Genomic DNA, 18987 nt, shown 5'->3' on the forward strand with positions numbered 1-18987 from the left:
TGCCCGTTTTAATTTTTTGGAAACCAGAATATTAATCCTGATTTTTTGAAGCCATTTGCAGCTTATTTTTTCCGAAGTCTAACGTACGTATAGGGAACGGAATATTAACACCGGCTTCATCAAAGTGTTTCTTAATTAATTTGATGGCTTTGTGTTGTGCGGCTAATTTTGGCTTTGGTTTTTTGCTGTCAATCCAAAAACGAGTAACAAAATTAATAGAGCTGTCGCCAAATTCAGTAAAGAAGAACTCAACACCTTCACCTTCTTGTTGTTTAAAGTTGTCTTGAATCACTTTGGTAACAAGATCTTCTACTTTTTGAAGGTCGTCTTCATAACCAACTCCACATGAAACATCTACTCGAGAACGATCAGACCAAGAATAATTAGTGAATGGGTTGTCAATAAAGATTGAGTTAGGTATAATTACGTATTCATTATCGGTTTGTCTTATTGTTATGTTGCGTAAACTTATTTCGGTTACATAGCCTTTACTGTCACCGGCTTCAATATAATCGCCTATTCTTACTTTGGGTAAAAAGGAAAGCATCAAACCAGAGAACGTATTACTTAAAGTACCTTGTAACGCCAGTCCTATTGCCAAACCTACAACTCCGGCACCAGCCAATACAGAGGTAAGTACTTTATCGAGCTCCATTACTCCTAGAGCAATAAAAAAGCCTACTAGTATTACAAGCGCAAAGATTATTTTGCTAAGCATTTGTTTTATAGATTCTTCATTAATTCTTTTAAGAAGAACCCTTCTAGAAAATTTTGAAATTATTCTTGCAGCGAAGTAAAAAAGTACCATTACCAAAATTGCAACGGCAAAATTGGGTAGCTTCAAGATGATGGCATCTAGCCAACCGCCTAGCTTTTCCCATAAATTTGAAATAGCATCATTAACTGAAAATATGTTCTCGTCCATTATTTTATTTTTTATATATAGTTATAGTAATGAAGAAAGCATAAACGTACCAAGAATCCATAAGGTGATTGATACTATACCTCCTATAATTAAAAAGTGTCTAAACTTGTAAATACCCATTCCGTAAATAAGGGTGTTTGTTTGATAGCCTACCGGCGTAAAAAAACTAAAGTTTGCACCAAACAAAACAGCCAGAATAAAAGGTTTAAAGGGTAACTCCATCCCTGCAGCTATTGATATAGCAATTGGTGTCATAATAATTGCTGTAGCGTTATTGCTAATAACACCACTCATAACCATGGTGATAAGAAAGATCAATCCTATTATGATAAAATTTGACCTTCCGCTCAAGAGATCTATTAATTGATTTGAAAGCCACTGGTCTGCACCGGTATTATGCATTGCAATTCCTAACGGAATCATTCCTGCTAACAGAAAAATTACTTGCCAGTTAACACGGTGGTAAACATCGGTTAGTTTAATACATTGCGAAAGTAGCAATAGACTTACGCCAAGTAACGAACTTATTAAAATAGTTAATAGACCACTTGCGGCCAAACCAATTATTAATAACAATATACCAAATGCAATACTTTTTTTAAAATTATTTTTTTCGGCAGGGATGTCGTGTTCTTGTAATATTGCTACATTCTCTAATAATTCTAATCGAGGAATATCTTGTTTGGGAATTTCAACTAATAATCTATCACCGGGTTTTAAAGCTATTTGTCTTATATCTTTGCGTATAAGTCTTTCTTTGGTATTACGTATGTTTTTTCGTTTCCTAATAGCGATGGGTGTTGCATTTTGAATGGATTGTCTTCTTATTTCTTTCAAAGATTTTCCTATCAATTGTGAACCGGGAAGAATTAATAACTCTGCAAACCCTAGGTTTTCAGGATTATCTTCCTCTTCCATGTCTTCAAGTTTATATACTGTTTCGCTTACACTGAGCCTTTCATGAATGTCTAATCCTTCAAACTCATTGAGTTTCATTAAATTATCAAGATTACAGAGTAATAAAAGCTTGTCACCTTTTTTTAAAGTTATATAGCGTCCCGGTGCATTATTGGTTTGACTGTTTCTAGATATTTTTAATAGAGAAATATCTTCATTGTTAAATAAAAATGTGTCTTCAATCTTTTTGCCAATAAGTGATGAGTTTTCTGTTACGAATACTGATGTAACATAGTTTTCAATTTTATACTCGTCTTCAATGGTTTCTTTTCTTTCTTTGGGTAACCACCTTGAGGCTATGGTGATGATTACTATTGAAACTACCAGGAAGATGATTCCGTAGAATGAAAATTCAAAAAAACTAAATCGTTCTGCTCCCAAGTTTAAGGCAACAGAATTTACTATTAGGTTTGTAGAGGTACCCATTAATGTGCAGCTGCCGCCTAATATACCTGCAAATGAAATAGGTAATAATAGTTTTGATTCAGGTAGGTTAAACCTGCTTGATAATTCAGAAATAATTTTGATAAATACAATTACAACTGCGGTGGTGCTTATAAATGCTGAAATTCCTGCTGTGATAAACATAAATACAGGAAGTAAGATAATAAAGGGGAGAACATGTAATTTTTTTAAAAATCGTGCTAAGGTAGAGATCACGCCGGTGTCTTCCATTCCTATTGCGACAATCATTAGCGCAAGAACGGTAATGGTTGCAGTGTTTGAAAAACCTGAAATAGCTTCTTCCGGATTAACCAATCCACAAACGGCTAGGGCTACTATAATGAAAAGCGCTATTTTATCTACCGGAAAAACTTCAAAGGCAAATAGTGCTATAGTAATAAGTAGAATAGAAAAAACGAGTATAATTTCTACTGTCATATCCTTACGTTGATTTAGATAAAGATACACCTAGAAACTATACTCGCTTCTAAAAAAATCTTAAAATATTATCCTAGATATTTTTTCAAGATGTGGCTTTTAGATTGTTGACGCAATCTTCTTATAGCCTTTTCACGTATTTGACGCACGCGTTCTCTACTTAAATCGAAAGTGTCACCAATTTCTTGCAATGTCATAACTGGTTGACCACCAAGACCAAAGTTTAAACGTACTACATCTGCTTCTCTTGGAGAAAGTGTATCTAGTGCACGATCAATTTCAATCCTAAGCGATTCGTGAATTAAAGATTTGTCTGGATTAGGACTTTCTCCAGAGCTAATCACATCATATAAGTTATTATCGTTTTCACCTTCTTGAAAAGGAGCATCCATCGATAAACTCTTATTTGAATTTTTTAAAGAACTCTTTACTTTTCTTACTGAAATATCAAGCTCTTTAGCAATTTCTTCTGCGGTAGGTTTACGCTGGTGAACTTGCTCAAGATGAATAGCAGCTTTGTTAATTTTGCTAATATCACCAATTTTGTTAAGCGGTAAACGTACCACACGAGCTTGTTCAGCGATAGCTTGTAAGATAGATTGTCTAATCCACCAAACAGCATAAGAAATAAATTTGAAACCACGAGTTTCATCAAAACGTTTTGCGGCTTTTACCAAACCAACATTTCCTTCATTAATAAGGTCAGAAAGACTTAACCCTTGATTTTGGTACTGTTTAGCTACCGAAATCACGAAACGAAGGTTAGAACGCGTAAGCTTCTCTAGGGCAGCTTGATCACCTTCACGAATACGTTGTGCCAATTCCACTTCTTCCTCGGCGGTAATCATGTCAATTTTACTTACATCTTGTAAATAACTATTTAAAGACTTCGTTTCCCTATTGGTAACCTGCTTCGTAATCTTAAGTTGTCTCATATATATAGCGTGTATTTAATTTTAATAACAGGGCATGATAATACATAGAATCCATAAATCCAAATTCTTAACAACTTTTGTTAAAAATTATGCCGAAAAAAATGAAAAAAGTACTTTAAAGCTAAAATCACGAGATGAAAAAAAAGATTTCAGCTTTTATAATTACTAGTTTTCTTTTATTATTGAAAGCGAATGCACAAATTCCGAAAGAAGTTCCGCACCCGGATGACAATAAACCGCTTGATTTATCAAACCCATCTGAGGTAATAATCTACATTATCATTCCTTTATTGTTTATAGTTTTATTCTTTATATGGCGCAATAAACGTAAAAAGAACAAATAGTTAGTCGTATTACTTCAGAAGAAATAACAACAATTTTATCAATTTAGTACAAAAATATATTTTTATGAATAAATTATTGCTAGGAAAAACAATTATTAAAACTTCACCAATCATTTTTGGAGGAAACGTATTTGGTTGGACACTCAATGAAAAAGAGTCTTTTGAGATGCTAGACCTTATTAGTGACCTAGGTATTAACTGTATTGATACGGCAGATGTATATTCCAGATGGCACGATAATAATACTGGTGGAGAGTCTGAAACCATTATTGGAAACTGGATGAAGTCTCGTGGCAACAGAAAGAAAATGATTATTTGTACAAAAGCCGGAATGGATATGGGGCAAGGAGGAGTTGATATTTCTGAAAGTCATATGAGAAAATCTATTGAAGATTCTTTAAAGCGACTTCAAACAGATTACATTGATTTGTTTTATGCCCACAAAGATGATGAGAAAACTGCTCCTGAAGAAACCTTAGGTGTTTTTAAAGAGTATATGGACGATAGAAAAATAAGATATATAGGAGCATCAAACTTTTCAGCAGAGCGGTTACGTGCATTTATGGAAACTTCTAGAAAAAATGAACTGCCGGCATTTACCGTTTTTCAACCTGAATATAATTTGATAGAACGTAATCAATACGAAGGTGCCATTGAAGATGTTTGTAAAGAATACAGACTTGGCGTTGTAAGCTATTTCTCTTTAGCAAGCGGGTTGCTAAGCGGAAAATACAAAACAGAGGCTGATATTGAAAATTCTTCTAGAAGTAGCTATGTAAAAAAACACTGGAATCAAAAAACAAAAGATATCATTGATGCAGTACAAACAATTGCAAATACTCATAAAGTTACTCCAGCTGCAGTAGCTCTCACTTGGGTTTTACATAGCCCAACAGTAACAGCTCCTATTGTGAGCGCTACAAAAAAGGAACATTTACAATCATTTAGAGAAGCAAGTTTACTTGAGTTAACTAGACTTGAAATGAAAACTTTAAATGAAATTAGTTCTTAATTTCTGTTTTTTTTAAGAAAATGCTCTTCGCCCTTGTATATCTTTGGCGTGCTTATTGCATCTCTTTTAATAAGAAATTAGTGCGCATATGAAATACTTTTTGTTCGCAGTTGGCCTATGTTTTGTTTCAGTAAACAGTTTGGCACAAATAGATAATCAAAATACGAGTGTTCGTTTTGAATCTATTGATGATAATACACCAGATGATACCCCAACCGGGCTAGAATTACCAGATAGAGATATACCTGGACTTACCGATACGCAAAAAAATGACGAAGAAACTCCAAACTTGGGAGACACAGAACCAGAAATTAATTTTAATACAGATGATGGTTTATTAGATTACAAAACTAATGAAGCACCAAAGTATTTTAAGAAAAAAGACAAACCTGTTTTAGCTGCTTATTTACAAGATCAAAATCTAGGTGATGTAAGTACCAATGGGGAGTTTGTAACCGTAATGTGTAGAGATCATGAGTATGTTGATGGCGATCGTATACGTGTATATGCCAATAAAGATGTTATTAGGTCTGATATCTCCTTAACCTCATCATTCACAACAATTAAATTACCTTTGCAACAAGGAATAAACAATATAGATTTTGAAGCTTTAAACCAAGGAACATCAGGTCCCAATACAGCAGAGTTACATGTGTATGATGAAAAAGGACAGCTTATCTCGGCAAAAGAATGGAATTTGGGAACAGGCTACAGAGCTTCATTTGTAATAATTAAAGAATAACACTCTTTTGAAGTATTTTTACTTCTGAAAAAAATAAAAAATATGCTTACAGAATTTAAAAACCTACCTGAAGATTCACGTATATGGATTTACCAATCTAATAGAAAGTTAACAGATGATGAAGTTTCTGAAATAGAAGGTAAAACTGCCACATTTTTAAAACAATGGACCGCTCACGGAAGTGATTTACAAGCCGGTTTTGAAATAAAATACAACCGTTTTATTGTAATAGGACTTAATCAAGCTATTGCTTCAGCATCAGGGTGTAGTATTGATGCATCTGTGCACTTTATTCAAAGTCTCGAAAAAGATTACAAGGTAGATTTGATGGATAAAATGAATGTGACTTTTTATTCAGGAGATTATATAGCGCATAAAACGCTAGCCGATTTTAGGAAAATGGCAAAAAACAAATCTGTTTCAAAAAACACCGTTGTTTTTAATAACCTTGTAAATACAAAAGAAGAGTATTTAGAAAATTGGGAAGTGCCTGCAAAGGAGTCTTGGCACAATCGTTTTTTATCATAGTTTTTGTACTTTCGGTTTATGAAAAAATTGCTGTTAACCTCATTGTTTTTAATTACTTTTTTACCTGTTTTTTCGCAACAAATTAATCCGTTAATTGTAAAGGAAGATTTTGAAAATCAAAAAAAATGGGTAGATAGCATCTACGGGAATATGTCCTTACAAGAAAAAATAGGACAACTCTTTATGGTAGATGTTTTTTCTAGTGCTCCAAAGAGTAAAACAAATCAAGTAAAAGATTTAATACAAAATCAATACATTGGTGGTGTTATTTTTTCAAAAGGAGGTCCTCAAAGACAAGCTCAGTTAAATAATCAATTTCAAGAGGTTTCAAAAACCCCTTTATTAATTGGTATGGACGCAGAGTGGGGTCTTGCTATGCGACTAGATTCAACCTATGCTTTTCCTTGGAATATGACTCTTGGCGCAATTGAAGATACTGCAATTGTAAGACAAGTAGCCAAAAGAATAGGAGAACAGAGTAAAAGACTTGGAGTTCATATCAATTTTGCTCCGGTGGTAGACATTAATACAAATCCTAGAAACCCTATTATTGGTAACCGTTCTTTTGGTGAGGATAAAGAGAATGTCACTGCAAAGGCTTTGGCTTTTATGAGGGGATTTCAACAAGCTGGGGTTTTAGGTAGCGCAAAGCATTTTCCGGGTCACGGTGACACAGAAGATGACTCACATAAAGTATTGCCAACTATTGATCATACTCGTTCCAGAATTGATTCCATCGAGTTATATCCTTATAAAAAATTAATTAAAGAAGGTTTAAGTAGTGTTATGGTAGCTCACTTAAATGTACCTGCTTTAGAAGATAAACTTAACTATCCGTCTTCTCTTTCAAAAAACATAGTTACCAATCTATTAAAAGGAGAATTAGGCTTTAACGGTTTGGTTTTTACAGATGCTTTAAACATGCGAGGTGTAGCAGATTTTAATGAACCTGGAGAGATTGATTTGGCAGCTTTTTTAGCAGGAAACGATATACTGCTTATTTCTGAAGATATTCCAAAGGCACACGCGTTATTAGTAAATGCCTATAGAGAAGGAACTATAACTGAAGAGCGTTTGTCACATTCTGTAAAAAAAATACTTTATGCAAAATATAAAGTAGGCTTAAATGAATATGAACCTGTAGATTCAGCTTATTTAACTGAAGAATTAAACACTGTTAATGACGATGCATTGTATGAAAAAACAATGGAAAACGCACTGACAGTGATTAAAAATGACCAAGCTATTTTACCTCTTAAAAATATTGAAGAGAAAAAAATAGCCTATGTAAACTTTGGTGATGATTCTGGAGAACATTTTTTAAATCAACTTCAAAAATATGCCGATGTTGATTGGGTAAAAGCAGATAATCTTGATGGGTACATTCAAAAACTTAAAAACTACAATTATGTGATTATGGGGTTTCATAAAAGCAATGAAAACCCTTGGAAAGATTATAAGTTTACAGAAAATGAATTAGTTTGGATTTACGAAATAGCTCGAACCAATACAGTGATTCTTGATGTATTTGCCAGACCTTACGCACTTTCAGACTTAAAAACAGCCACAAACTTTGAAGGAATTGTACTTTCTTATCAAAACAGTGAAGTTTCTCAAGAGTTGTCTGCTCAACTTATTTTTGGTGCACGAGAAGCCAAAGGCAAATTACCTGTATCACTAGGAGAATTATTTCCCGTAAATACCCGTTATCAAACCAAATCACTCAAACGATTACAATATGGAACACCAGAAAGTGTAGGGGTTAATAGCTATAAACTTAAAAAAATAGACTCTCTAGCACAAGTTGGGGTGTGGGCAGATATGATGCCTGGAGCTCAAATATTAGTAGCTCGTAAAGGAAAAGTGATATATGATAAAACCTTCGGGTACAAAACACAACAAAAAAACGAGGCTATTACTCATACTAATTTATATGACGTAGCTTCATTGACCAAAATATTAGCCACGTTGCCTATGGTGATGAGCTTGTATGACCAAGGTGTTTTAACGATGGAAACAACTCTTTCTGAAATGCTTCCGGAGTATAAAAACTCTAATAAAGCAGATGTAACTTTAAAGGAAATGCTTTCACATTATGCACAATTTAAAGCTTGGATTCCTTTTTATACTCACACTCTTGATACAATCACAAAACAGCCTTCCAAAAAATATTACAGCACGATAGCAACAAAGAAATATAATGCACAAGTAGCTGAAAACTTATATATGCGTCGCGATTATCAAGATTCTATTTTTGACATTATAAAGGAAAGTGACTTAAGATCATCAAAAGGCTATAAATACAGTGATTTGCCTTATTATATTTTGAAAAAATACTTAGAAGAATATTATGGAGCACCTCTTGAAGAATTGGTTCAAAACACCTATTATAGTTCATTAGGAGCCTCACATACTACCTATTTACCTTTAAATAAATTCTCAAAGGAAGATATTGTACCTACAGAAGAAGATTCTTATTTCAGAATGCAAAAAGTGCAAGGTTATGTTCACGATCAAGGAGCAGCTATGCTAGGCGGAGTGAGTGGTCATGCAGGGCTTTTTAGCACATCAAATGATATTGCCAAAATTATGCAAATGTATTTATGGAAGGGCTTTTATGGAGGTAAACGTTATTTTAAACCAGAAACCCTAGATGCTTTTAACACATGTTATTATTGTGATGAAGATGTAAGGCGTGGTGTAGGTTTCGACAAACCTCAACTAGGAGATGTAGGTCCTACCTGTGGCTGTGTTTCAATGACAAGTTTTGGTCATAGTGGTTTTACAGGAACCTTTGCTTGGGCAGATCCAGAGGAAGAAATTATTTATATCTTCCTTTCAAATAGAACCTATCCAAGTGCAACAAATAGAAAATTAATAAGTAGCGACTTACGTACCAAAATACAACAAGCTATTTATGATGCAATAATATATTAAACCAAATCCAACCATGAAAATAGCCATTGTTTGTTATCCTACTTTTGGCGGAAGTGGCGTAGTTGCTACAGAACTAGGAATTGCTCTTGCACAACGAGGCCACGAAGTTCATTTTGTAACCTACAAGCAACCGGTTCGTTTAGAGTTACTATCAAAAAAGATTTTTTTCCATGAAGTTTCGGTGCCAGATTATCCGTTATTTCATTATCAACCTTACGAATTAGCGTTGTCAAGCAAACTAGTAGATACTGTAAAACTTCATAAAATTGATTTACTACACGTTCATTATGCTATTCCGCATGCATACGCAGGATATATGGCAAAAAAAATGCTAGAAGAGGAGGGTATTTACTTACCTATGGTCACTACTCTTCACGGTACAGATATTACCTTGGTAGGAAATCATCAATTTTATAAACCCGCTGTTACCTTCAGTATTAATAAAAGTGATGTTGTTACTTCGGTTTCTCAAAGTTTGAAAGATGATACCAACAGACTTTTTGATCTTGAAAAAGATATTCAAGTTGTTCCCAACTTTATCGATATGAGTAAACACGACAATCCTTACACAGATTGTCAACGAGAGTTAATGGCAGAACCCGAGGAGCGGATAATAACCCATATAAGTAACCTTCGGGAGGTAAAACGAGTTACTGATGTTATCGAGATTTTTGATAGAATTCAAGAAAAAATACCTTCAAAGTTATTAATGGTAGGAGAAGGGCCTGAAAAAGAAAAATGTGAAGAGCTATGCATCAAAAAAGGTATAGAAAAAAAGGTAGTTTTCTTAGGTAATAGTAGTGAAGTAAATAAAATTTTATGTTTTACAGATTTATTTTTATTGCCTTCAGAAAAGGAAAGTTTTGGGTTGGCAGCCTTAGAAGCTATGGCTTGCGGTGTACCCGTCATATCAAGTAATACCGGCGGACTTCCCGAAGTAAACAAAGACGGAATAAGCGGTTATCTTAGCGATGTAGGTAATGTTGATGAAATGGCCGAAAAAGCTTTATCTATTCTATCTTCACAACAAACTTTGGCAAAATTTAAAACACAAGCCAAAGAAATTGCAAATACATTTGATACTAAAAAAATTGTACCTTTATATGAGAAGGTGTATGAGCAGGCTGTTAAATAACAGATGTTTATACAAAAAAAATTTTTTATGAGGTATATATGCTTATTAAGTTTAGTTGTATTGTTTTCTTGCAAAGGCATTGAATCGTCTTCAGAAAAAGAAGGTGATAATATTGCGTTTCAAACGTTAATTACTGCTTCTCAAAGCAATATTGAAAAACCACAGCAAACCATTATTTCTTCTCAAAAACAATTACAACAAGTTTTTTCTGAAATTAATAAAATCCGAAAACCCGGAATTCCTATTCCAGAAATAAACTTTAATGATGAAGTTGTAGTTTTTATAAATATGGGGCAAAGTTCTACCGGAGGTTATTCTGTTGAGGTAGAATCTATAAAAAAAATAAATGATGAGATCGTGGTATTTGTAGGCGGTGACTCTCCAGAGCCCAATGATAATGTTACAATGGTAATTACTACTCCTTTTACTATGGTAAAACTAAATAAACAAAAATTGCCCATTGTTTTTAAACCTAGTAAAACTGAATAATCATAAAAAAAGCCCTTGTATCAACAACAAGGGCTTTTGCTTTAAGTGTTATGTGATTTATTTAAAATTGATATCGTACGCCAAGGGCTATATCAAAGTCTACATCATCGTTGTAATCTCCAAAACCAAATTCGGGTCTAAAGTCTAATGATAACAACAGCGGAATATCAAAATTATACTCAATACCTATATCTCCTGCTAAAAAAATATACGTTTCAGAGTCATCAAAATCATTATCATCAAAGAAATCGTCATCAAAATCTACTTGAGCAATACCAGCACCAGGACCAGCATACCAATTAAATCCGCCGTCTATATTCCAAACCCATTGGTATAAACCTACAAGTTTATAAGCATCAAAATCATCTCTGCTTCTCCATCCTAATCCAAATTCAAGTCGGTTATTATTACTACCTACTGCACGTTGATAGTTAATTTCAGTACCAAACCCATCACTGTCACCTAGGCGTAAACCAATAGCATTATCAGCAATTTCTTGAGCATTGGCGCTAAATGTAAACGCTCCAATAGCTACTAAAATCAATACAAGTTTTTTCATAATTGTTGTTTTAAGTTTGTTAACAGAACAAATGTAAGTTGATTATACGTACGCTTATGTTAACGCGTTCCTAACTTTAAAAGTGTTTTTTAGAAAGTTTTGTTAATGAATATCTCTCGTTTTTTTACATTTACATAGACACTATGAAGCAGAAATTATCTCAACTTAAAACAGTTTTTGAAGGCGAATTATATTTTGATAACCTTCACAAGTCATTATATGCTACAGATGCTTCTGTGTATCGTAAAATACCATTAGCAGTGGCTTTCCCAAAGTCTGATAAAGATATTAAACAACTCATTTTATTTGCACAGAAAAATAAAACATCACTTATTCCACGTACTGCCGGAACCTCTTTAGCAGGTCAGTGTGTTGGGGATGGTATTGTGGTAGACGTATCAAAACATTTTACAAATATACTTTCTGTAGACACAAAGAATAAAAGGGTTACGGTGCAACCAGGGGTAATTAGAGACGAATTAAACATGCATTTACAACAATTCGGTCTCTTTTTTGGTCCCAATACCTCAACGTCAAATCGTTGTATGATAGGCGGTATGGTAGGTAACAATAGCAGTGGCACAACCTCTATACAATATGGTGTAACAAGAGATAAAGTAGTAGCATTAAAAACAATTTTGGCAAATGGAGACGAAGTCACATTTAAAGAACTTTCTAAAGATCAGTTTTTTCAGAAAGTAGAATCAAACACTTTTGAAGGAACTATTTACAAAACCATTTATATTGAATTATCACCAAAAGATGCTCAAAAGGAAATAAGAGAACAGTTTCCAAAACCTGAAATTCATCGTAGAAATACAGGATATGCCATAGATATGATTTTGGATAATGACGTATTTGACGAGACTTATTCAGAAAAAATAAATCTTTGTAACCTTCTCTGCGGAAGCGAGGGAACGCTTGCTTTTACTACCGAAATCACATTGCAGCTTGATGATTTACCGCCAAGATATACCGCAATGGTGGTTTCACAGTATGATTCACTAGAAAACTGCCTAAATGATGTATCGGTAGCAATGCAACATTGTTTACACACTTGTGAAATGATGGATGATGTAATTTTAGATTGTACCAAGCAAAGTAAAAAGTATGAACCCTATCGGTTTTTTGTAGAGGGCAATCCTAAGGCGCTGTTGATGCTAGAGTTAAAAGCCAATACAGTAGATGATCTTCAAGACCAAACTGAAAAATTGTTACAATCGCTTTCTGAATCTAACTTAAGCTACACCCGCCCGGTTTTGAAAGGTGAAGAGATAGCCATGGCATTAGAGCTTCGAAAAGCAGGATTAGGCTTGCTTGGTAATATGGTTGGTGATAAAAAGGCTGTTGCGTGCATTGAAGACACAGCGGTAGCGCTAGAAGATTTACCTAATTATATTACTGAATTTACAGCATTAATGCAGCAATACAATCAAAAAGCTGTGTACTATGCTCACGCAGGTGCCGGAGAGTTGCATTTGCGACCTATATTAAACTTAAAAAGTAAAGAAGGCGTATCTTATTTCAGAAAAATAACAACCGATATTGCCAAGCTCTGTAAAAAATACAATGGATCCTTTTCTGGCGAGCACGGAGATGGTATTGTTAGAGCTGAATTTCTGGAATTGCTCATTGGGAAACAAAATTTTTCACTTCTGAAAAAGATTAAAAATGCGTTTGATCCTAACAATATATTGAATCCCGGAAAAATTACCGATGCGTGGAGCATGGATCAATCGCTTCGGTATGAAACAGACAGGAAGGAGCCTCAAATTAAAACCTTTTTAGACTTTTCAGATACGCAGGGAATAGTACGGCTTGCAGAAAATTGCAACGGGAGTGGAGATTGTAGAAAAACTGCCAAAACAGCCGGAGCTATGTGTCCTAGTTATCACGCTACCAAAAATGAAAAGGATACTACACGAGGTCGTGCCAATATGTTACGCGAGGTTTTAACAAATAATACTACCGAAAATAAGTTTGATAGCAAGGAGTTAAAACAAGTATTTGACCTATGTATAAGTTGTAAAGCCTGCGAAAATGAATGCCCTAGTAATGTAGATATGGCTACTACAAAAGCAGAGTTTTTATATCAATACAAGAGAACAAATGGCGTATCAAGATCCAATAAATTATTTGCAAATAGCAGCCGATTAAATAGAGTAGGATCCTTCTTTCCTCAATTAACAAATGCTATTTATAGCAACACACTTACTTCAAAATTTATAAAAAAAATAAGCGGAATAGCTTCTGAAAGAAAACTGCCTTTAGTTTCAAGTAAAACTTTTGGTAAAATTGTTAAAAACAAACAAAATCAAACAGTTAGACACAATAAAAATGTTGTTTTGTTTGTTGATGAATTTAGCAATTACCTCGATGCAACTATAGCTGAAGATGCCTATGATTTATTATCAGCACTAGGTTATAAAGTGCAATGTGTTCATCATCTGGATAGTGCTAGAGCGTTATTAAGTAAGGGTTTTTTGGAAGAAGCAAAAGCAGAAGTAAATAAAAATATAGAATATTTAAAAAATACCATTTCAGAAAAAACACCTTTACTAGGTATTGAACCTTCTGCTATTTTAGGTTTTCGAGATGAGTATGTACGATTAGCAGATGATCGTGTTTCAGCACAAAAAATTGCGACTCATAGTTTTTTAATTGAAGAGTTTTTAGCTTCAGAAATAAAACTTGGCAATATAACGTCAGATCAATTTACTTCAGAAGAAAAAACCATCAAAATACACAACCACTGCCATCAAAAAGCACTGAGTAATCAAAAAGTAACTTTTGATTTGCTAAACTTACCTCAAAATTATAAACCCACAATTATAGCTTCTGGATGTTGCGGAATGGCGGGTAGTTTTGGATATGAAAAAGAACATTATGAAATAAGTATGCAAATAGGCGAATTAAAGTTGTTTCCGTCTATAAGAAAAGCTTCAAAAGAAACCATTATTGCCGCTAACGGAACAAGCTGTAGGCATCAAATTAAAGACGGAACAGGTGTTAATGCACATCATCCTGTGACTATTTTAAAACAAGCGCTTATTCAAAAATAAAAGCAGATAAAAACTCGGGATAGCTTTCATTTTCTTCGTCAAGATCATCTAAAACAGGCTTTAAAAACGGATTTTTCTCTCCGTGAGTATATAATAACCAACGCTCATTATTATATTCTAGGGCGGTTAAGTTTTCTATCCAATCACCGCTATTTAAATAAGTACAAGAGCCTTTATGGTTTGTAACTTTTTTTATAACTGGTTGATGAATGTGACCGCAAACCACATATTTAAATTCATTATCAATGGCAAGATCGGTGGCTGTTTTCTCAAAGTCGTTTATAAACTTTACTGCTCCTTTTACACTATTTTTAATTTTCTTGGATAGAGAGAATTTTTCTTTTCCCAATTTTGCTAAACAAGTATTGATAAAACGATTTAATAAAATTAACAAATCATATCCCCAACCGCCTAACTTAGCAATCCATTTGGTATGTTGTATAGATGCATCAAACACATCACCGTGAAAAAACCATGCTTTTTTTCCGTCGAGATTTAAAATAAGCTTATCCAATATTTGAATATTACCCATTTTAGTTTCGCTAAAACGTCGCAGCTTTTCATCGTGATTTCCGGTAATATAATACACTTTGGTACCTTTGGTGGCCAAGGCGATTATTTTTTTAATAACCTGTAAATGTGCCTTCGGAAAATAGCGTTTTCTGAACTGCCAAATATCAATAATATCACCATTTAAAATAAGCTTTTTTGGCTTTACTGAATTCAAATATTGAAGCACCTCCTTAGCGTGACAACCGTAGGTTCCCAAATGAATGTCTGACAATACTACAATTTCAACTTTTCTTTTCAAGACGTCATTTTGGGATACAAATATTTTCATATTTATCAATAAATCCTTTAAGTCAATGTTATCAATAGATAGTCAAATGGTTATGTTATTTCTTACAGAATTTATACAGTAGTAAGAAGAATGTTTATTTTTACGTTTCAGTTGTAAGATTTACATTTGTTGAAAACACGTTATGGCAGGAAATTCCTTCGGAACCATTTTTAAACTCACTACTTTTGGCGAATCACACGGTGAAGCCATAGGAGGAATCATTGACGGTTGTCCAGCAGGACTAGAAATTGACCACAAGGCAATTGAAACAGAAATGCAACGAAGAAAACCCGGTCAATCATCAATTGTTACGCAGCGTAAAGAACCAGATACAGTTACATTTCTTAGCGGTATTTTTGAAGGTAAAACTACAGGAACGCCTATTGGCTTTATTATAAAGAACACCAATCAAAAGTCTAAGGATTACTCACATATTAAAGACACTTATCGTCCTTCACACGCAGATTATACGTATGATAAAAAATACGGAAATCGTGACTATAGAGGAGGCGGACGTTCTTCTGCTCGTGAAACAGCTTGTAGAGTAGTAGCGGGAGCAATTGCAAAGCAACTATTAAAAGAAGTAAAAATTACCGCTTATGTATCAGCAGTAGGTGAGTTGGCTCTTAAAAAAACCTTTTCAGAAGTAGATTTTTCTGAAATAGAAAACAATCCTGTGCGTTGTGCAGATGCAACAATGGCTTCAAAAATGGAAGCTTATATTAAAGATATACGAAAACAAGGTGACACTGTAGGCGGTCAAATAACCTGTGTTATTGAAAATGTGCCTGTTGGCCTTGGTGAGCCGGTTTTTGAAAAACTTCACGCTCAATTGGGCAAAGCAATGCTTTCAATCAATGCTGTAAAAGGGTTTGAATACGGTAGCGGTTTTAATGGAATCAAAATGAAAGGAAGCGATCATAACGATCTTTTTAATAAAGACGGAAGCACAAAAACAAATTATAGCGGTGGTATACAAGGCGGAATAACTAATGGAGTTCCCATTTATTTTAATGTAGCTTTTAAACCTGTGGCTACTATTATGCAAAAACAAGAAACAATTAATGCTAAAGGCAATCAAGTAGAAATGCAAGGTAAAGGAAGGCATGACCCGTGTGTGGTGCCACGAGCAGTACCAATCGTTGAAGCAATGGCGGCACTGGTAATGGCTGATTATTGGCTTTTGAATAAGGTTTCAAAACTCTAAAAGATTATCTGTATATTACCAATCTTAAAAAAATAAAAGACAAATAGCATATATGAAAAAATTAGCTTTACACTGGCAAATTTTATTAGGAATGGCTCTTGGGGTAGTATTTGCCCTCATACTTACAAACTTTAGTTGGGGCCCCAACTTAATCGAAGATTGGGTAAAACCCTTCGGAACCATTTTTATCAATGCCTTAAAGCTTATTGCTGTTCCTTTAATCTTAGCGTCATTAATAAAAGGAGTTTCAGATCTTAAAGATATATCTAGCTTGTCCAAAATGGGCTTACGAACCATTGTTACTTATATTTTTACAACCATTGTAGCCGTTTCAATTGGACTAGGAGTTGTAAACTTAGTTAAGCCCGGCAAAACCATAACTCAAGAAACCCGAACCGAATTAGTTGAGGCATATGGCGGCGAAGCCGAAATGAAACGCCAAGACGCTCAAAGGCAAAAAGATGCCGGTCCTTTACAAGCGCTTGTAGATTTGGTGCCAGACAATATTATAGGAGCCTCTTCCAACAATCGAAATATGCTTCAAGTTATCTTTTTTGCAATATTCTTTGGTATTGGTTTGATTTTAATTCCTGAAAAAACAGCCCAACCCGTAAAAGACTTTTTTGATGGGTTTAATGAAGTCATTCTCAAAATGATAGATCTCATCATGCTTACAGCGCCTTATGGAGTATTTGCATTATTAGCTGCATTGGTGGTTGAAGCTCCAAGTGCCGATTTATTTGCTGCTCTTGGTATGTACGCACTTTGCGTAGTTGGTGGATTGGTTTTAATGATTGGAGTTTATGTTTTACTTGTTTGGATATTTACAAAACATACCCCCAAAAGCTTTCTTAATGGTATTGGCCCAGCTCAATTATTGGCCTTTTCTACAAGTTCAAGTGCAGCAACTTTACCTGTAACTATGGAGCGAGTAGAAGAACATCTGGGTGTAAAAAGAGAAGTAACCAGTTTTGTACTACCAATAGGAGCTACGATTAATATGGACGGTACCAGTTTGTATCAAGCCGTTGCAGCTGTGTTTATTGCCCAAGCTTTTGGTATGGACCTGTCATTCGGCACTCAATTAGGAATCATAGCTACAGCAACTCTCGCCTCAATCGGTTCTGCAGCAGTTCCAGGAGCAGGAATGGTAATGTTGGTCATTGTTTTGGCTCAAGCCGGAATTCCTGAAGCCGGATTGGCTCTTATTTTTGCGGTAGATAGACCATTAGATATGTGCCGTACAACAGTCAATGTAACAGGAGATGCTGCCGTTTCTATGATGGTTGCAAAATCTCAAAATAAGTTGGGTGTTCCTAAGGTTAAAGATTGGGATGATAACTATAAGAAATAGTTAAGATATATTTCTGAAATATAATATTTAGATAATTTTTAAAAATGGGGATTGCTATACTTTAGCAGTCCCCATTTTTGATAACAGACTTAATCTAGACAAAAGTTTTAACCAACTAAAAACCTTTAAATGAAAAAGTCTTTTTTTCTAAATGTAGCATTAATTATTTCAGTACCTCTTTTTTCTCAAGTAGGAATTAACACAACATCGCCTAGTAGCGCATCTGTTCTTGATGTTGAAAGTTCAAGCGACGGAACAAACTTTGGAGGCTTTCTGCCCCCTCGAGTAGATGCTTCGGGAAGAGCAAATATAGCCTCAAAAGCCACTTTGGCAGACGATGGGTTATTAATATTTTTTGAAGATACTCGATGCTTACAAACCTGGAATGGAGTTGAAAGCACCTGGGAAAATGTGTACTGTATGTCGGGACCTTCATCGGGCCCCACATTACTAGGTATTCAAGATTTTGAAATAACACCTTCAAGTCCAGAGTTAGTGTTTATTGAAAATACAGCCGGAAGTTATCAAACAGGGAATGGTACCAGCCCAAATACCAATACATACATAGATGGTAGAAGTTATGGGGTGGTTAATGGAGATGCAGATGTAGATTTTGGACCGGTAGATGCCTCTTCATATTCAACAGCAAGTTTAAAATTTAGATTAGCATCCTTTTCTTTAAACACTTCAGGAAATGGGGCTGACGCAGGTGATTATGTAGATGTATACGTGAGTACAGATGGAGGTACTACATTTTCTTATGAAATGGAAATAACAGGTAATGGTAATGCTACATATGATTTTTCAGCAACGGGAACTCAAACGATTGCTTATGATGGAGACAATACAGCAACTTCAACAGCAACACCAACGGGAAACACAGGTATATCATATGTTGAAATAACCAATTTACCTAATTCAGCAAATTTAGTTATAGGTATTGTCCTAAGTAATAACAGCTCAAATGAGCTTTGGGTAATTGATAATGTAGAAATTTATGGAATTAATTAAATTTTTTATATATATTTGACTACTTCCCAGTGCTATACACCCAAAATCTTTAGATTTAATTTTGCAT

The 18987-nt window shown here is 34.5% G+C and carries 16 protein-coding genes; 11 read left to right on the forward strand and 5 right to left on the reverse strand.

What is annotated here, in order from left to right; all coding sequences use genetic code 11:
- Nucleotides 1–31: 31 nt before the first annotated feature.
- From INR76_RS10485 to INR76_RS10495, 3 genes are all read right to left on the reverse strand, one after another.
- Complete coding sequence (locus INR76_RS10485; protein WP_223107911.1) at nucleotides 32–925, reverse strand: mechanosensitive ion channel family protein; 894 nt, start codon at nucleotides 923–925, stop codon at nucleotides 32–34.
- A gap of 21 nt (nucleotides 926–946) precedes the next feature.
- Nucleotides 947–2764 (reverse strand): SLC13 family permease, encoded by a 1818-nt coding sequence (locus INR76_RS10490; RefSeq protein WP_223107913.1) that lies wholly within the window; start codon nucleotides 2762–2764, stop codon nucleotides 947–949.
- Between the two features lie 68 nt (nucleotides 2765–2832).
- Complete coding sequence (locus tag INR76_RS10495; RefSeq protein ID WP_116693672.1) at nucleotides 2833–3699, reverse strand: RNA polymerase sigma factor RpoD/SigA; 867 nt, start codon at nucleotides 3697–3699, stop codon at nucleotides 2833–2835.
- Between the two features lie 134 nt (nucleotides 3700–3833).
- Here INR76_RS10495 and INR76_RS10500 point away from each other — a divergent pair, with 134 nt between their 5' ends.
- From INR76_RS10500 to INR76_RS10530, 7 genes are all read left to right on the forward strand, one after another.
- A complete protein-coding gene (locus tag INR76_RS10500) occupies nucleotides 3834–4043 on the forward strand; it encodes an adenylosuccinate synthetase (protein ID WP_255592593.1) in 210 nt (69 codons plus the stop codon).
- A 64-nt stretch (nucleotides 4044–4107) separates the two neighbouring features.
- Complete coding sequence (locus INR76_RS10505; RefSeq protein WP_223107914.1) at nucleotides 4108–5055, forward strand: aldo/keto reductase; 948 nt, start codon at nucleotides 4108–4110, stop codon at nucleotides 5053–5055.
- 88 nt (nucleotides 5056–5143) lie between these two features.
- Complete coding sequence (locus tag INR76_RS10510; protein ID WP_223107916.1) at nucleotides 5144–5797, forward strand: hypothetical protein; 654 nt, start codon at nucleotides 5144–5146, stop codon at nucleotides 5795–5797.
- A 42-nt stretch (nucleotides 5798–5839) separates the two neighbouring features.
- The gene (locus INR76_RS10515) at nucleotides 5840–6325 is read left to right on the forward strand and encodes an ABC transporter ATPase (protein ID WP_223107917.1); all 486 of its coding nucleotides are present in this window, start codon (nucleotides 5840–5842) and stop codon (nucleotides 6323–6325) included.
- Nucleotides 6326–6343: 18 nt separating this feature from the next.
- Nucleotides 6344–9262 (forward strand): glycoside hydrolase family 3 N-terminal domain-containing protein, encoded by a 2919-nt coding sequence (locus tag INR76_RS10520; RefSeq protein ID WP_223107919.1) that lies wholly within the window; start codon nucleotides 6344–6346, stop codon nucleotides 9260–9262.
- Nucleotides 9263–9275: 13 nt separating this feature from the next.
- Nucleotides 9276–10397 carry an N-acetyl-alpha-D-glucosaminyl L-malate synthase BshA gene (bshA, locus tag INR76_RS10525; RefSeq protein WP_223107920.1) on the forward strand — a complete coding sequence of 374 codons (1122 nt, stop codon included), beginning with the start codon at nucleotides 9276–9278 and terminating at the stop codon, nucleotides 10395–10397.
- Between the two features lie 27 nt (nucleotides 10398–10424).
- Entirely contained in the window at nucleotides 10425–10886 is a 462-nt protein-coding gene (locus INR76_RS10530; RefSeq protein ID WP_223107922.1) for a protease complex subunit PrcB family protein, read from the forward strand.
- 61 nt (nucleotides 10887–10947) lie between these two features.
- Here the strand turns inward: INR76_RS10530 and INR76_RS10535 are convergent, their stop codons facing one another.
- The gene (locus INR76_RS10535) at nucleotides 10948–11445 is read right to left on the reverse strand and encodes a hypothetical protein (RefSeq protein WP_223107923.1); all 498 of its coding nucleotides are present in this window, start codon (nucleotides 11443–11445) and stop codon (nucleotides 10948–10950) included.
- Nucleotides 11446–11588: 143 nt separating this feature from the next.
- On the opposite strand from INR76_RS10535, the gene INR76_RS10540 reads away from it, so the two are divergent.
- On the forward strand, nucleotides 11589–14507 hold the full coding sequence (locus INR76_RS10540) for an FAD-binding and (Fe-S)-binding domain-containing protein (protein ID WP_223107925.1): 2919 nt from the start codon (nucleotides 11589–11591) through the stop codon (nucleotides 14505–14507).
- Here INR76_RS10540 and INR76_RS10545 read toward each other — a convergent pair.
- A complete protein-coding gene (locus tag INR76_RS10545) occupies nucleotides 14494–15348 on the reverse strand; it encodes a UDP-2,3-diacylglucosamine diphosphatase (RefSeq protein ID WP_223107926.1) in 855 nt (284 codons plus the stop codon). The two genes, INR76_RS10540 and INR76_RS10545, sit on opposite strands and share 14 nt — an antisense overlap.
- Before the next feature lie 142 nt (nucleotides 15349–15490).
- Between INR76_RS10545 and aroC the strand changes: the two genes are divergently transcribed.
- The 3 genes from aroC to INR76_RS10560 all read left to right on the forward strand — a co-directional run bounded on the left by aroC (nucleotide 15491) and on the right by INR76_RS10560 (nucleotide 18920).
- The gene (gene aroC, locus INR76_RS10550) at nucleotides 15491–16555 is read left to right on the forward strand and encodes a chorismate synthase (RefSeq protein WP_223107927.1); all 1065 of its coding nucleotides are present in this window, start codon (nucleotides 15491–15493) and stop codon (nucleotides 16553–16555) included.
- A gap of 52 nt (nucleotides 16556–16607) precedes the next feature.
- The gene (locus tag INR76_RS10555) at nucleotides 16608–17909 is read left to right on the forward strand and encodes a dicarboxylate/amino acid:cation symporter (protein ID WP_223107928.1); all 1302 of its coding nucleotides are present in this window, start codon (nucleotides 16608–16610) and stop codon (nucleotides 17907–17909) included.
- Nucleotides 17910–18038: 129 nt separating this feature from the next.
- Complete coding sequence (locus tag INR76_RS10560; protein WP_223107929.1) at nucleotides 18039–18920, forward strand: hypothetical protein; 882 nt, start codon at nucleotides 18039–18041, stop codon at nucleotides 18918–18920.
- Nucleotides 18921–18987: the final 67 nt, after the last annotated feature.

The sequence above is a fragment of the Marixanthomonas sp. SCSIO 43207 genome, assembly GCF_019904255.1.
Taxonomy (GTDB): domain Bacteria; phylum Bacteroidota; class Bacteroidia; order Flavobacteriales; family Flavobacteriaceae; genus Marixanthomonas.

Excerpts from the sequence above, each read along its gene's own strand:
- INR76_RS10485 (WP_223107911.1), bottom strand. The coding sequence starts at position 925 with ATGGACGAGAACATATTTTCAGTTAATGATGCTATTTCAAATTTATGG.
- INR76_RS10530 (WP_223107922.1), top strand. The coding sequence starts at position 10,425 with ATGAGGTATATATGCTTATTAAGTTTAGTTGTATTGTTTTCTTGCAAA.
- INR76_RS10490 (WP_223107913.1), bottom strand. The coding sequence starts at position 2,764 with ATGACAGTAGAAATTATACTCGTTTTTTCTATTCTACTTATTACTATA.
- INR76_RS10505 (WP_223107914.1), top strand. The coding sequence starts at position 4,108 with ATGAATAAATTATTGCTAGGAAAAACAATTATTAAAACTTCACCAATC.
- INR76_RS10535 (WP_223107923.1), bottom strand. The coding sequence starts at position 11,445 with ATGAAAAAACTTGTATTGATTTTAGTAGCTATTGGAGCGTTTACATTT.
- INR76_RS10540 (WP_223107925.1), top strand. The coding sequence starts at position 11,589 with ATGAAGCAGAAATTATCTCAACTTAAAACAGTTTTTGAAGGCGAATTA.
- INR76_RS10495 (WP_116693672.1), bottom strand. The coding sequence starts at position 3,699 with ATGAGACAACTTAAGATTACGAAGCAGGTTACCAATAGGGAAACGAAG.
- INR76_RS10515 (WP_223107917.1), top strand. The coding sequence starts at position 5,840 with ATGCTTACAGAATTTAAAAACCTACCTGAAGATTCACGTATATGGATT.
- aroC (WP_223107927.1), top strand. The coding sequence starts at position 15,491 with ATGGCAGGAAATTCCTTCGGAACCATTTTTAAACTCACTACTTTTGGC.
- INR76_RS10555 (WP_223107928.1), top strand. The coding sequence starts at position 16,608 with ATGAAAAAATTAGCTTTACACTGGCAAATTTTATTAGGAATGGCTCTT.
- INR76_RS10545 (WP_223107926.1), bottom strand. The coding sequence starts at position 15,348 with ATGAAAATATTTGTATCCCAAAATGACGTCTTGAAAAGAAAAGTTGAA.
- INR76_RS10510 (WP_223107916.1), top strand. The coding sequence starts at position 5,144 with ATGAAATACTTTTTGTTCGCAGTTGGCCTATGTTTTGTTTCAGTAAAC.
- INR76_RS10520 (WP_223107919.1), top strand. The coding sequence starts at position 6,344 with ATGAAAAAATTGCTGTTAACCTCATTGTTTTTAATTACTTTTTTACCT.
- INR76_RS10560 (WP_223107929.1), top strand. The coding sequence starts at position 18,039 with ATGAAAAAGTCTTTTTTTCTAAATGTAGCATTAATTATTTCAGTACCT.
- INR76_RS10500 (WP_255592593.1), top strand. The coding sequence starts at position 3,834 with ATGAAAAAAAAGATTTCAGCTTTTATAATTACTAGTTTTCTTTTATTA.
- bshA (WP_223107920.1), top strand. The coding sequence starts at position 9,276 with ATGAAAATAGCCATTGTTTGTTATCCTACTTTTGGCGGAAGTGGCGTA.